14 protein-coding genes and 1 riboswitch are annotated in these 14,320 nt (G+C 40.6%); of the genes, 8 read left to right on the forward strand and 6 right to left on the reverse strand.

The window, feature by feature from the left end; genetic code table 11:
• Window positions 1-244 precede the first annotated feature (244 nt).
• The 6 genes from M1F14_RS01175 to nudC form a co-directional block, all read right to left on the reverse strand.
• Window positions 245-886 carry a DUF1481 domain-containing protein gene (locus M1F14_RS01175; RefSeq protein WP_306804129.1) on the reverse strand — a complete coding sequence of 214 codons (642 nt, stop codon included), beginning with the start codon at window positions 884-886 and terminating at the stop codon, window positions 245-247.
• A gap of 74 nt (window positions 887-960) precedes the next feature.
• A complete protein-coding gene (locus M1F14_RS01180) occupies window positions 961-1,233 on the reverse strand; it encodes an HU family DNA-binding protein (protein ID WP_004264522.1) in 273 nt (90 codons plus the stop codon).
• A gap of 199 nt (window positions 1,234-1,432) precedes the next feature.
• Window positions 1,433-2,020 carry a YjaG family protein gene (locus M1F14_RS01185; protein ID WP_042849016.1) on the reverse strand — a complete coding sequence of 196 codons (588 nt, stop codon included), beginning with the start codon at window positions 2,018-2,020 and terminating at the stop codon, window positions 1,433-1,435.
• 74 nt (window positions 2,021-2,094) lie between these two features.
• Window positions 2,095-2,766, reverse strand: coding sequence for a deoxyribonuclease V (nfi, locus tag M1F14_RS01190; RefSeq protein ID WP_048605386.1), 672 nt, complete (start codon window positions 2,764-2,766; stop codon window positions 2,095-2,097).
• 109 nt (window positions 2,767-2,875) lie between these two features.
• A complete protein-coding gene (gene hemE / locus M1F14_RS01195; protein WP_181469026.1) occupies window positions 2,876-3,940 on the reverse strand; it encodes a uroporphyrinogen decarboxylase in 1,065 nt (354 codons plus the stop codon).
• A gap of 92 nt (window positions 3,941-4,032) precedes the next feature.
• Window positions 4,033-4,824 (reverse strand): NAD(+) diphosphatase, encoded by a 792-nt coding sequence (nudC, locus tag M1F14_RS01200; RefSeq protein ID WP_042849020.1) that lies wholly within the window; start codon window positions 4,822-4,824, stop codon window positions 4,033-4,035.
• A 243-nt stretch (window positions 4,825-5,067) separates the two neighbouring features.
• On the opposite strand from nudC, the gene M1F14_RS01205 reads away from it, so the two are divergent.
• The 8 genes from M1F14_RS01205 to M1F14_RS01240 all read left to right on the forward strand — a co-directional run bounded on the left by M1F14_RS01205 (window position 5,068) and on the right by M1F14_RS01240 (window position 13,913).
• The gene (locus M1F14_RS01205) at window positions 5,068-6,120 is read left to right on the forward strand and encodes an ABC transporter substrate-binding protein (protein ID WP_042849021.1); all 1,053 of its coding nucleotides are present in this window, start codon (window positions 5,068-5,070) and stop codon (window positions 6,118-6,120) included.
• A 32-nt stretch (window positions 6,121-6,152) separates the two neighbouring features.
• Window positions 6,153-6,974 carry an alkaline phosphatase family protein gene (locus M1F14_RS01210; protein WP_042849022.1) on the forward strand — a complete coding sequence of 274 codons (822 nt, stop codon included), beginning with the start codon at window positions 6,153-6,155 and terminating at the stop codon, window positions 6,972-6,974.
• Entirely contained in the window at window positions 6,967-7,869 is a 903-nt protein-coding gene (locus tag M1F14_RS01215; protein ID WP_042849023.1) for an ABC transporter permease subunit, read from the forward strand. The genes M1F14_RS01210 and M1F14_RS01215 overlap by 8 nt, the downstream gene beginning before the upstream one ends.
• A gap of 43 nt (window positions 7,870-7,912) precedes the next feature.
• Window positions 7,913-8,686, forward strand: coding sequence for an ABC transporter permease (locus M1F14_RS01220; RefSeq protein ID WP_094301225.1), 774 nt, complete (start codon window positions 7,913-7,915; stop codon window positions 8,684-8,686).
• Window positions 8,686-9,702: an ABC transporter ATP-binding protein gene (locus M1F14_RS01225; protein ID WP_042849026.1), complete on the forward strand. Its 1,017-nt coding sequence runs from the start codon at window positions 8,686-8,688 to the stop codon at window positions 9,700-9,702. The genes M1F14_RS01220 and M1F14_RS01225 overlap by 1 nt, the downstream gene beginning before the upstream one ends.
• Window positions 9,703-9,720: 18 nt before the next feature.
• On the forward strand, window positions 9,721-10,383 hold the full coding sequence (locus M1F14_RS01230; protein WP_042849027.1) for an HAD family phosphatase: 663 nt from the start codon (window positions 9,721-9,723) through the stop codon (window positions 10,381-10,383).
• Between the two features lie 210 nt (window positions 10,384-10,593).
• Window positions 10,594-12,633, forward strand: a complete 2,040-nt coding sequence (locus M1F14_RS01235; protein WP_181469024.1) for a hypothetical protein — start codon at window positions 10,594-10,596, stop codon at window positions 12,631-12,633.
• A 53-nt stretch (window positions 12,634-12,686) separates the two neighbouring features.
• Window positions 12,687-13,913, forward strand: coding sequence for a hypothetical protein (locus M1F14_RS01240; protein ID WP_181469022.1), 1,227 nt, complete (start codon window positions 12,687-12,689; stop codon window positions 13,911-13,913).
• Window positions 13,914-14,095: 182 nt separating this feature from the next.
• Window positions 14,096-14,208: riboswitch (TPP riboswitch) on the forward strand.
• Window positions 14,209-14,320 lie beyond the last annotated feature (112 nt).

Here is a 14,320-nt window from a genome sequence, read left to right on the forward strand (position 1 = left end):
AACAAAAGACCATAAGCTGATAAGAGGAAACTTTTATCAGCTTTTTTATTGCTTATCTTTCTTTTTATCTTTTTATTTTTTGAACTTGTTTTTGCCTTTTACCTTCACACCGCCAATGGCTCTAAGTATTTCGAATCACAGCAAAGCTGCAAGAGAGAGAATCTCTAGGAGCATACATAAGTATGTGACTAGGGTGAACGAACGTAGCAATGCAGCAGTGGTTCGAAAAACGACGAGCGGTTATTTATAAACTATCTCTAGAAGGTTGCCAGCGGCAAAAATCAGTATCCGCTACCATCAAAAGCTGTGTCCCCTCTGGCGACTCTAACCACGCTAAATTTAATTGTGAGTGCCAAATTTTTGCACGACTTTCTATCCAATTTTGTGCATAGGGTTCGAAAGTTACATCCCGAACCTCCCCTTCACAAGTTGTCACCTTCCCTTGCTGCCAATGCCCTTGATAAAGTTTTACATCGCCAACAATCAAAGCGGTATTAGTTTCAAGAATACGTTCAGCCTCAAAACGCCAACGCGCAATCTCATCTGTTGAAAGTGGGGTTTTACTATTTTGCTGGACACGCTGCATAAAAATAACTTCATCATTTTTATTAAAGCGTAATTGTTCCATGATATCGCCACTTTGTTGGTTTAGAACTTGGCTGCGGATCTGCCAGAGAGCACCTGAGCGATATTCAAAGAAATTAACGGAAGTCCCCGTACCTTTATAAGGACTATAAACGACCATTAAGACAAGAGGTTGGCTTTTTGCATCGTTGAGCCGCCACATACGAATGACGCCATCATCAGCAATAAAACCACTTGCGCTAAATTCAGGGAGTTTTGGCGCATTAGAAGAGCAGGCGCTTAGTATTGAGATGACTCCCAATACCAGCAACCCTTTTTGAATAAGCAAAAGGGGTAGTTGTTTACCCCTTCTGGCAATTCGTCTGTACAATGTACTTATTTTACTGCTTCTTTCAATGCTTTACCGGCAGAGAAAGCAGGTACAGTTGTTGCAGGAATTTGGATTTCTGCTTTAGTTTGTGGGTTGCGACCAGTACGAGCTGCACGATGGCTAACTTTAAAAGTACCGAAACCGACCAGTTGGACTTGCTCGCCTTTTTTCAGCGTTTCTGAAATAGCATTTAAAGTAGATTCTAATGCTGCTTTTGCCTGAACTTTGGTCAGGTCCGCTGATTCTGCGATAGCATCAACTAATTCAGTCTTATTCATAAATTATCCTTACACAGTGTGTTTATCGTTTGCAAAGCATCGAGTGCGTCGGATATGCCAAATTGACAGCCCCTGATACACGCCCCCGATAGCCACTTCTTCTTGCCCCTAAATGTAGACCAGAGTCGGGGCAAATGTGAAGCCTTAGTACTCAGCATTACTGCGCTAAGTCACGTTTTCGATAATGAAAACATGAATATTAGCTTAAAGTAATACCTATATTGCTCACCCCCGCTTCACGGAGGTCAGATTTTAATCCTTTAATTAACTCTAAGTCGCGCTCTTCACAAGCTGCCAGTAAACGGAAAATGTCCCACTGGATATCCCACTCTTCTTCTATAGCAGGTATGTCTTTGAGTTCTTCTTCTGTCATTTCCCGCCCTGCTTGAGTCATTTCGAGCATGGCAACTGTACGAATGGATGCTTCGCTAACCAATATTGCATGTTCGAGTGTTTCACCACTCAATTTTGAGTGAATGATTTCCCCTAATGCAATACAGGCATCAATAGCTGGATATACACCATACATATCGAAATCATCGGCTGTAGGGATAATTTCTTCTAATTTTTCTAACTGATTGTCGAAATTAACTTTGCTATCTTTGATAACCAATGTTTCCCATACTATATCGAGAATAGAGCGGTACACTTTGGCATCTGCAAATTCAGTTTGCTGACAAAACATTTGAAAGTTGGGATACATTCTTTCGCATAAGCTTGCCATAAATGTGACATGCTGCCAGCTTTCTAATTTTTCCAACCTCAAATGAATGGGATTTCTTAACATAATTTCTGACTCATCAATCTTAATACTTCGCAGTTTACCTGAAAATCTGTCAATGCCACATATTTTGCTGATAATTAGCTGATTTTCTCATTCATTCGCTTAAAAAACGTTCGATTTGATGCAATTCCATCAGCAAAACGGGTTGGTTCCGGCAATTTATATCCTCTTAGACACTGCTTAACCCATGTTAATGATGATGAAAAACCTATCTTATGACCTGGCGAAACATACAAGGGTTTGCAGCGTTTCTTGCTACGTAATACCCAACCTAATTGATTTTCACCCATCATTAATGGGCAACAACTTTCAGGCTCTTCACCTAATACAACATCATCACCACATAAACGGCTTTTGGCGACACCAATTGTTGCCACATTTGCTTGTAAGCCAAAGTGACAAGCAACACCAAAACGCCGAGGATGCGCAATCCCTTGGCCGTCAACTAAGACTAATTCAGGTTTGTGCTGTATTTTTCCCCAAGCCGCCATTAACCCAGGTACTTCCCGAAATGAAAGTAACCCCGGGATATAAGGCAATTGGGTAGGGACTCGCGCTATTTGGTACTCAACCAATTCTAATTGTGGCCACGATAAAACAACAATGACGGCTCTCGTGACTGTGCCTTGTTGCTCAAAACCTACATCTGCCCCACCAACCCATTTTGGATGCAACATTTCATCATGCAAAATAATTTGTGAAGCTTGGTCAGTTTGTTGTTGTCGTAATGATTGAGTATCTAGAACCATAATGCGTCCAATGCTTATCGAACTTAATTATTCTTAATCATAGATGATAATGGTGTACTTACAAGGTTCAATAAATACACCACAAATCAAGAACATCAATAAATGATAATTACTGATGGTATTGGCGAGAAAAACGGTGAACTGCGTCCACAAAAGCACCAGCGTGCTCAGGTAGAACATCTTGATGGATGCCATGACCTAAGTTGAATACATGACCCTCACCTTGGCCAAAGCCTGCAAGTATATTTTTCACCTCTTCTTCTATACGAGCAGGGGGAGCATAGAGCATTGATGGGTCCATATTTCCTTGCAGAGCGACCTTATCACCGACACGGCGACGAGCATCGGCAATTTCAGTTGTCCAATCTAGCCCTAAAGCATCGCAGCCTGTTGCCGCCATTTCTTCTAACCATTGACCGCCACCTTTGGTAAATAAGGTAACAGGCACACGGCGACCATCGTTTTCCCTGATCAACCCATCAATAATTTTTTGCATATAGTTTAGGGAGAACTGCAAATAATCACGCTTAGTGAGCACCCCACCCCAAGTATCAAAAATCATGATAGATTGCGCACCAGCTCGAATTTGCGCATTAAGGTATAAAATGACGCTGTCCGCCAGTTTATCCAATAATAAATGTAACGTATTTGGATCTTCATACATCATTTTTTTGATTTTGGTAAAGGCTTTGCTGCTACCACCTTCCACCATATAGGTCGCCAATGTCCAAGGGCTTCCTGAAAAACCAATTAGAGGTACATTACCTTCGAGGGCTTTACGGATGGCACGTACTGCGTCCATCACATAACCTAGTTCCATCTCAGGGTCAGGAATAGGAATATTTTTCACATCTGCCGCACAAGTAATGGGCTTGTGAAAACGAGGGCCTTCGCCAGTTTCAAAATAAAGGCCAAGCCCCATAGCATCGGGGATTGTTAAAATATCAGAAAATAAAATAGCCGCGTCTAATGGAAAACGACGTAATGGTTGTAACGTAACTTCACAAGCCAACTCTGTGTTCTTACACAAAGCAATAAAATCACCAGCTTCAGCACGTGTTGCTTTATATTCAGGCAGGTAACGCCCCGCTTGACGCATCATCCATACAGGGGTTACATCTACAGGCTGACGTAGCAAAGCACGTAGATAGCGGTCATTTTTTAACTCAGTCATTATTTACTCCATTATTATAAGTGGCCGCCGCAAATGGCTAAAAGCGAATATACCTATTGTAACATGTAAAAAGTAACATTATCAGCGCAGTACTATTTACTTATTTCATATTCCTGTTGGCGGCATAGCGCTACCGTGTCTTCAATCAAGCGCCTTGCAATTGTATCCCCCGGAGGGATAAGCGGTAATTCATTGTAATGATACCAATTTGCACTCACTAATTCTTTTGGATCAACTTGGATTTCACCACTTTCATAATCTGCTAAAAACCCCATCATTAATGAATGAGGAAAAGGCCATGGCTGCGAAGATACATAACGAATGTTTTTTATCTTTATATTACTTTCTTCCATGACTTCGCGGGCTACAGCTTCTTCTAATGTTTCTCCCACCTCAACAAAACCAGCAAGTACAGTAAATAATGGGTTTTGTGAGTGTCGTCGGTGCTGGGCTAAGAGAATATGATCATCACGGCGGATCCCGACAATAATGCAAGGCGCAATTTGTGGGTAATATCGCTCATGGCAATGGTCGCATAAGCACGCCCATTCGGTGCTACTATGGCGCATCGCGGTACCACAATATCCACAATAACGATGTGAGCGATAAAATTCAGCGAGTTGCACCCCGCGTCCGGCTAAACGAAATAACCCCTCATCTTGGGAAGCGACTAAGCGTGGAGAGGCCATATCCGATGGCATTTTTTCCGCAATTAACCAAACAATTTCACCTTGCCACTCACCAATTGGTGTCGCTATTTTTCCAATTAATGAATAGTCCTTAGCCGTTCCTCTAGGAATATCCCCACGAGGTAGCCATAAGCGACCAGCGAAACAGACGAACCACCAGCCACTTTCTGTTCCTACTAATGTTAATTTATCCATTTTTAGTATCTTTCGTTAATTTGTATATTGATAAAAACGAGACAATTATTCACACAATACACTTCTTTTAAAGAATGTCATTCAAACGTTTGTTTCATCTTTTTTCATCACTAATTTTGACACTTTTTAGACGAACCATTCCATAAAATGTCTAAAAAGTGTCACAAAAAGGTCAACTGTCTGTCACCTGTTAAAATTAGGATGCTAGGTAACCAATACGGCTCCTCAAGAGTGAGAACAAAGATGAAAGCAATTGTACCGGCAATTTTCCTATCACTAACAACCTCCAGCGTGGCATTTGCCTCAGATGCTAACCTAACAGAATTAATCAATGCCGCGAAAAAAGAAGGCCAAGTTTATAGTGTAGGCATGCCTGATACTTGGGCAAATTGGAAAGGCACTTGGCAGGATTTAGCTTCTCAATATGGTTTAAAACACCAAGATACCGATATGAGCTCGGCGCAAGAAATAGCGAAATTTGCTGCTGAGAAAAATAATGCCACTGCCGATATCGGTGATGTGGGCGCAACTTTTGGGCCAGTTGCGGTGTTAAAAGGGGTCACCCAACCCTATAAACCAACTACTTGGTCACAGATCCCCGATTGGGCAAAAGATAAAGATGGTCATTGGGCGTTGGCCTATACCGGCTCCATCGCTTTTATGATTAACAATGAGTTAGTCAAAGATGCACCAAAGAGCTGGGATGATTTGCTAAAAGGTAAATATAAAGTCACCGTTGGTGATGTCGGGATTGCTGCACAAGCAAATAATGCCGTTCTAGCTGCTGCATTTGCTCGTGGTGGTAACGAAAATAACCTAAAACCTGCCATTGAATTTTTTGCCGAACTGGCAAAACAAAAACGTCTATCCGTTAATGACCCAACCGTAGCTAATATTGAAAAAGGTGAAGTCGAAGTTGGGATCTTGTGGGACTTTAATGCCTTGAATTATCGTGATCAGATCAACCGCGATCGCTTTACTGTCGTGATCCCATCTGATGGTTCTGTGATTTCCGGCTACACCACTATTATTAATAAATACGCGAAAAACCCAAATGCAGCAAAACTAGCCCGTGAGTTTATTTTCAGTGATAAAGGGCAAATTAACCTTGCCGAAGGCTACGCTCGCCCAATTCGCGCACAATATCTAACTTTACCAGCAGATATTCAAGCTAAGTTACTACCAGAAGAACAATACAAAAATGTTCAGCCAATCAAAGATGCTGATGGTTGGGAAAAATCCTCTCGCAATTTACCGAAAATGTGGCAACAGCAAGTGCTAATCCACCAGCAGTAATCTAATCATTTGATTTTAGGAATAAAAGTCTGATGTCTGATAAAGTCATACTTGTTGTCCTAGACGGTTTAAATTATTCAGTAGCCCATCATTGCATGGGCTATCTCAATGGTCTTATCAAAGCCGACAGCGCAACACTATACAAGTTGGAATGCGAACTCCCTTCAATGTCCCGCCCACTGTACGAATGTATTTTAACGGGAGTTCCCCCCGTTAAAAGCGGTATTGTGAATAATGATATCGTACGGTTATCAAATTTCGATAGTATTTTCTCCCTCGCTCGTCTTGCTGGTAAAACTACGGCAGCAGCAGCTTATTACTGGGTTAGTGAACTATATAACCGAGCACCATTCGTTGCTGTTCGTGACCGCTTTACTCAAAATGAATTGCTACCTATTCAATATGGCTGTTTTTACCAAGCAGACCATTACCCTGATGACCACTTATTTATGGATGCCGAGTATCTTCGCAACCAATTTTCCCCTGATTTTTTATTAATTCATCCAATGAATATTGATGATACTGGGCATAAATTTGGTTTTGATTCTTCTCAATATCGCAATGCAGCACGTCATGCGGATATCATCCTGTCAAATTATATTCCCGAGTGGATCAAGCACGGTTATCAAATCCTCATTACTAGCGATCATGGTATGAATAACGACCGCAGCCATGGTGGCACGTTACCAGAAGAATGCTCAGTACCACTGTTTGTTATTGGTTCAAAATTTTCACACCAACCTTGTGATATAGAACAAACTGCCATCTGTGGCACTGTTTGCCGTTTACTTGGCGTGGACCCTATCGATAAATCAGTTTGTGAATCCCTATTACAAGGAGAAAATCATGGCTGATATTATCGCCCCCTGTGAGCAGGCTAACCAACAACAGGGAAAAATAGCCATGTTAAAAAAACGATTATCTCGTTTTCATTGGCATGCCTCACTATTGCTACTGCCATTTATCATACTATTTTGCTTATTCCAGATAGCCCCTATGGTTTGGGTACTAGTGAATAGTTTTATTTATGAAGAAACTTGGTCACTAGGTAACTATCTCGAAGCTTTTAGTAATGACTTTTATCTGCAAGCTTTCGAAAATACCTTATGGCTTTCTGTCATTTGTAGCGTGATAGGCTTATTTATCGCCAGTATAACCGCCTTTTCCATCTATAAAATGCAGGGAAAAGTACGCCGGATTATGATTTCTTTCACCACTATGGCAAGTAACTTTAGTGGTGTCCCACTTGCCTTCGCCTTTATTATTATTCTGGGATTTAATGGCGCTATCACTCTACAACTTAAAGCATGGGGGATTATTGAAGACTTCAATATTTACAGTGCGAGTGGCTTGATGCTGCTGTATATCTATTTCCAAATCCCATTAGGTATTTTATTACTTTATCCTGCATTTGATGCTTTAAAACCTGAATGGGAAGATGCCGCAAAAACGATGGGCGCCAGTAAGCTAACATACTGGCTAAAAGTTGCGATTCCGGTGCTTTCTCCCGCTTTACTTGGCACATTTATTATTTTGATTGCGAACGCGATGGGGGCATATGCCAGTACTTATGCACTGACAAGTGGTAATTACAACCTTGTGACTATTCGTATCGCCAGTTTAGTCTCTGGCGATTTGTTCTTAGAACCCAATATGGCCGCTGCATTATCTATGTTGCTTATTACTATTTTGGGGTTCATTACTGCAATCCATCACTGGTTAATAAAACGGAGCTACCATGCAAAGTAACTCTGCTATTGGCTCTGCTAACATACATAATCCCCATTCCAAAATGTGGGTTCATAAACTGATATTAATTAGTGTTGCTAGTCTACTAGCCCTACCTATATTAGCGACTTTTCTTTACTCAATTGCCAGTTCATGGGGCGCAACGGTGCTACCCGATGCTCTATCCATAAAATGGTATCTGCAATTGTGGCAAGACCCGCGCTTTTTAATGGCGTTTGGTCGCTCACTCATTATTTGTTTTGGCACATTGCTAGTAAGTACGCTAGTCATTTTACCGATGACTTTCGCGGTATTTTATCGTTTTCCAAAACTCAAAGGTTTAATGGATTTATTGGTCATTTTACCTTTTGCTATTCCTCCCGTGGTGTCCTCTGTCGGTTTACTGCAAATTTTTGCAGATGAGCCATTTATGATAGTCGGCACACCGTGGGTCCTCATTGGTACCTATTTCACTATCACTTTACCTTTTATGTATCGGGCACTCGCCAATAGCTTCCAAGGTATTCATTTACATGACTTAATGGATGCGGCTCATTTACTTGGTGCCAGTAGTTTTAAAGCGTTCATGATGATAGTGCTACCTAATATTCGTAAAGGTATGTTGGTTTCATTATTAATTTCATTTTCTTTTTTAATGGGTGAGTTTGTGTTTGCCAATATTTTGGTGGGAACACGCTATGAAACCTTGCAAATCTACCTTTTCAATATGCGCCAAACGAGTGGGCATTTCACTTCTGCACTCGTGATGTCTTATTTTCTGTTTACATTATTGCTGACATGGTTAGCAATGCGGTTAAATCGTTCAGGAGATGAATGATGAGTTATGTTATTGCTGATAATTTAACGAAGTCCTTTGGTTCAAACAATGTATTTTCTGATATCCAATTTACGATTGAAAAAGGCGAGTTTATTACTTTATTAGGGCCTAGTGGCTGCGGGAAGTCGACACTGTTACGTTGCATTGCAGGGCTTGAACAGCTCAACCATGGTGAACTTTACATTAATCGTAAAAATGTTACACAACAAGCTGCACAACAGCGTGGTGTCGGAATGGTATTTCAAAGTTATGCTTTATTCCCCAATATGACTGTGGCTGAAAATATTTCGTTTGGTTTAAAAATGCGTAAGGTCGATAGTAACGATAGAGTCAAAGCCGTTGCTGAGGTAATTGAAATGGTGGAATTACAAGGCAAAGAACAGCAATATCCACATCAATTATCTGGAGGTCAGCGCCAACGCGTTGCCTTAGCGAGAGCCTTGGTCATGAAGCCACAAATTTTGTTACTTGATGAGCCATTATCTGCACTTGATGCACGTATTCGTAAGCGTTTACGCCAACAAATTCGCCATATTCAGCGTGAATTAGGTTTAACCACCATTTTTGTTACCCACGATCAAGATGAAGCCATGATCATGTCAGACCGAATTTTTCTGATGAATAAAGGGCAAATAGTACAAAGTGATAGCGCAGAAAATATTTATACTCAGCCAGCTAACGAGTTTGTTGCGCGCTTTATGGGTCATTACAACCTTGTTGATTCGGAAAAAGCAAATGCAATACTAGGCCTTAACTTGCAAGGGTTACTCGCGATTCGACCTGAGTCGATTTATGTCAAAGAATCGGGTCGTCAATACGGTGAACATATATCGCACCCTGTTGATGCTATTATTGTAGATCACCAATTACTGGGGAATATTATTCGTTATAATGTAAATACGCCTGTCGGGGTCATGACTGTCGATTTACTCAATCGCTCATCAGAGCGTTTATTCGAGCCAGGTACTCACCTTGAATTAATGTTTAATAAAAACGAAATTCGCGCACTTAGCTAATAATTAGATAGGAATATAATGCAAAACCAATTAGCCATTTTCGACTTGGATGATACCTTAATTCAAGGAGATAGCAGCGTACTGTGGACACAATATCTGTGGGATAAGCAAATTATCCGCGACCCACAATTTGTAGAAGCAGATAAAGCCATGATGGCGCAATATAATGCAGGCACATTAGATATGCCAACTTACTTACGCTTTAACCTACAAACTCTCGCCAATGTAAAAGTTGAGCAAGTAGATATCTGGTTGGACGATTTTGTACAAACCGTGATTTTACCGCGGATCTACCCTGAAGCGATTAGAACGATCGCAAATTATCGAGCAAAAGGTTTGCCAATTATTGTGATCTCCGCAACGGTGGCCTTTATCGTGAAAAAAATTGCAGATCAATTAAATGCAGATGTCGCAATGGGGATCGATATCAAACAAAAAGATGGCTGCTACACCAGAGAGATCGACGGCGTTCCAACCTTTAAAGAGGGCAAAGTCAAACGCCTGTTAGCTTGGGTTCGCCACCAGCCAATTACTGATGCCTACATTTATTTCTATACTGACTCAGCTAATGACCTGCCAATGTGCCAATTTGCTGACGAAACCTTTATCGTCAACGGTGACTCTCGTTTGCAACAAGCTGCTACGGAATATAACTGGCCACAATATACTTGGCACTTATGACTTATAAAAAATAACCCCTTGGGAATAGTGTTAGAGACTCTAAAATATAACGAGTATGATATGCAGACTGTACAACTTTTATTTTACTCACACTATTTCCTGTATCAGATCAGAATCTGATTACAGAAAATTTGTTCTGCCTTTTCGAAAGAAATAGCTTTTCCGCTAATAGACAATGTCCTCCTATTCACAATACCCATTGAGGACAAAATGCCAAATATTAACAACACTCACTTACTACATGCCAATACTGACTATATTATTACATTAGCGCAGGCAGATACTGATGATGGTATTAAGAATTTTTTTATTGATAACCATACAAATACGGCTTATCAATTAGTTTCATTGAAAAACCGTGAAATCCAGTTTCATCAAACAGCCCCATCAATATTAGATACCTTAAAAAAAAATGGTTCTCTTCTAGCAAACAGGATGGTTCACGTTAACCTTTCAGAATTAATTCAAGGTATTAATTTAACGGGTAATTCAAGCTTAACTACAAACCCAAATTTCACGAAATTAATTCTTAGCCAATATAATACTGTTATTACACAGCCCAATAGATTCAAAGCTATCTCTGAATTAAGTCAAGTTGAAAAAAACCAATACCAACAACTCACAAGATCAACTGATACCGCACAACTCCGAGCCGCTTTACTCTCGCTCATTGATGATGAGGTAAAAGGTGAGCTGAATATAATGGCCAAAGAATGGGGGATGTATGGCGTGTCTGCTTGTGAAGTTGATAAGAAAAGCTATGCCCTATTCAAGGAATTCTATGACGAAAAAATGAAGGAACATGCCGTCTGTAAGGATGACTACAAAAAACTCGACTTTGCTACCCAAAACATCAAAACCGCCATTACAGACCCCCGCTGCCTTAATGCTAAATTAACCCCACTTCAAATATTCAAAGCAGCCTATCAGTTAGGTGATATTCCTGCCGTTTCTAACTTTCGTTTTATGTTCAACCCTGCAAGTAAAGACGATGGCAAATACCGCGAGTGGATGTATCACTTTGATAATAGTAATTATGCTGCTGAATTTAAGCTGATCACCACGCGCACTGCAAATAGCCTTGAAGCAAATACCGAACAATGCTTAGCCGCATTTCCATATGATACAGAAAGTACAATCCGCTTTACGAAAAACGAAGCCGCCACCAAATTCCCAACAATGGACAACCTACAGCATGAGTTTAGCCATGTTCCAGGTGCGCACTATACTGTTATTCGCAACCCCAATAATACAACACCGATTGAAACTGGCATTCGCACTGAAATGATTGTCCACCACCGTTCTGCTAGCGGTCAAAATGAAACCCAATCACGAGATGCTGAATTGATGACATTTCATGGTACAGAACGCTGCCAACCTTTTCTTTCAATACAAGAGCTTGCGAGTGCACCACACCTGACATCACTACAACGCTTTGTATTAGGTGGATTCATTGATACTGACCCCAACGAATTTATTGACAAGTTAAGGGAGGAGAAAGAGACCTTAAACGCACAAGTCAAACAAAGCATTCAACATCAGCATTTCGTCCCTTTAGATAACATTACTGTTGCTAAATTCAGTGAACAAGGCATACAAGTCACTAATCAATCATTATTTAATAAACAAGTGTCAACCTATGATAATTTACCCGAAGTATTAGATAAAATTCCCAAACTGAAACTTGACCACCCATTAACTGAGCAACAAAAAACGGTTCTCGCGATAGTCCCTTTGCTAATGAATTACGACCAAAATGCAGAACTGAAACCTGACTGTTCTGAAAATAAAGCGTTTCCCGCAAGAACACAGCTAAGAGAGCGCACTAAAGAAGCTTTTACAAAACCGCTCCTACGTGACCTACCTAATATAACGTTTCACGATCCCGCCGATCACTTAATAGCGAATCAACATATTATTCAGTTGGCCAAAGATATTCAGCAGTTTTACCAAGATGTGGTTCAATCCCTGACGATATCCAATACCGAGCCAAAACAAATTGCCTTATATGAAAGCCGAGCGGCACTAGCGGAAGAATATATCAGCCAGTTTGATAAACGAGCGACATACCCTGAGACTCATCAGGTATTAGCATTATTTACTTATTATATGATTGAAGATTTAAAATCAGACTCTGAGCTTCAACGTAACAACCAAGCGCTATTCCATAAAATTGAAGCCCAACAGCGCCCTTTATTACAACATTTTGCCAGTCACCGCTTACTCAACGACATGCTCTCGGATGGCTAATGCAAGTCAAGCCCTCAGCCGACCCAATGATGTAATATAGGAAATACATTAATATGATGAACCATGATTACCGTACGATGATTGCCCAGTTTACAAGTCTTCCCCCAGATAATACCCAGCCATACACGGCTAGACTCTCCATTGAGAGACCTTCTAGTGAATATATTCAATTAGATGCTGTACCCGGAAGCAGTTCGAGTAGTATAGAAAAAATGACACATCCATTAGCGGGGAGCCATAAATCGACAGAGATGTCCCCCTATATGATATCGTTACTCGGCGACCAAGCAAGCTTACGCTTTGCTGAAAAAGTGTTTCAATCGCCAAAACAGCGCCTGTTCGACCAATGGGGAATAGATAATACATGCCAAAGCTATACTGATAAATGTACTCAGCTAGATACCATTGTTCGTTTTTACTTTCGTGATCAACAGTCACAATTAAAAAAGATTGAGCTAAATGGCCAACCATTTATTGAACAACAGCCAACCAAACCTTATTTTCTTGGTCAGAAAGTTATAACCCCTGATTTTACAATCCATAGAGCACAAGAACAGCAACAGAAAAACACGTTATTACAGAGTAAAACGCGTGATGATTGTGCCTTATACTTTAATAAACAGCCTATCCTTGACCTGCAAACCTATAATGATCAGGTATACAAGCAAGAATCCCAAATACGTCAGGGCAATAATTTTTTAAATGAAGCTAAGTATTTTATTCCTATGGTGGAATACCTGACTCATTTTGGTCAAATAAAAGATCTCTTAGTACAAAATTCGCTAGAGTGTAGTAGTGACGAAAATACCCCTCATTTTCAATTTATTCCGCATGATGTGAAGTTACCGCTGTTACAGCAAAAAACATTGCCCTCTGACAATGAAAAATATAAATGGGTGGATTGGTTTTTACCAACGCTATGCATTGAAATGGATAGCGCAAAAGTTGACTGGCAGGAACAAACCTTATTAATCCAAGACTTTTGCCAAAAATTATCAGTCGAAAAACATATTAGTACGACATCAGTGTTCCAACATTTGGGGGATAGGCAAGTCAATATGTATTTAATATTCAAAAACGATGAGTTTCGACTCACGCCAGAGCAACTTAAGCAATCACCGGGCTGGCTTGAATCCTGTGGGGTATTTATTACGGATACGCCAAAAGCAACATTATTTACTCATCAAGGCGCAGAACAATACTACGCACCTTATGGTGAGCTAGAAATAGATAAGCAACAAATATTGGCTGCCCTTGAACAACATATTAATTATAACTGACCACTTACTTTAGACTTGGTTCCTCTAAACTAATCACTATCCACTTCCTCTAAATTATTCAAGTAAGAAGCAGGCGGCAAGCGAGGGTATTCCAAGGAGCATACATCAGCATGTGACTTGGATAGCCGAGTGCAGCCAACGCACTTATCGCTTGAAGAATGACGAGGAAGGCTTATACTGATTAATTCTTGTCGGAGTGCCTAGTATGTGAAAACATCAGGCTGAGACCGTTAATTCGGGATCCGCGGAACCTGATCGGGTTAATACCCGCGAAGGGAACAAGAGTAATCATTTAGCGCAATTATCACTGCCTTGTAAGGTGATAAATTAGCCGCAATATCTTTTTATTACTCCTCCGAACTCCTGACAAGCAACTTTCTTTCGATAAACCCGCTACACAAAACTGT

The sequence above is a fragment of the Providencia sp. PROV003 genome (genome assembly GCF_045040775.1).
GTDB lineage: Bacteria > Pseudomonadota > Gammaproteobacteria > Enterobacterales > Enterobacteriaceae > Providencia > Providencia huashanensis.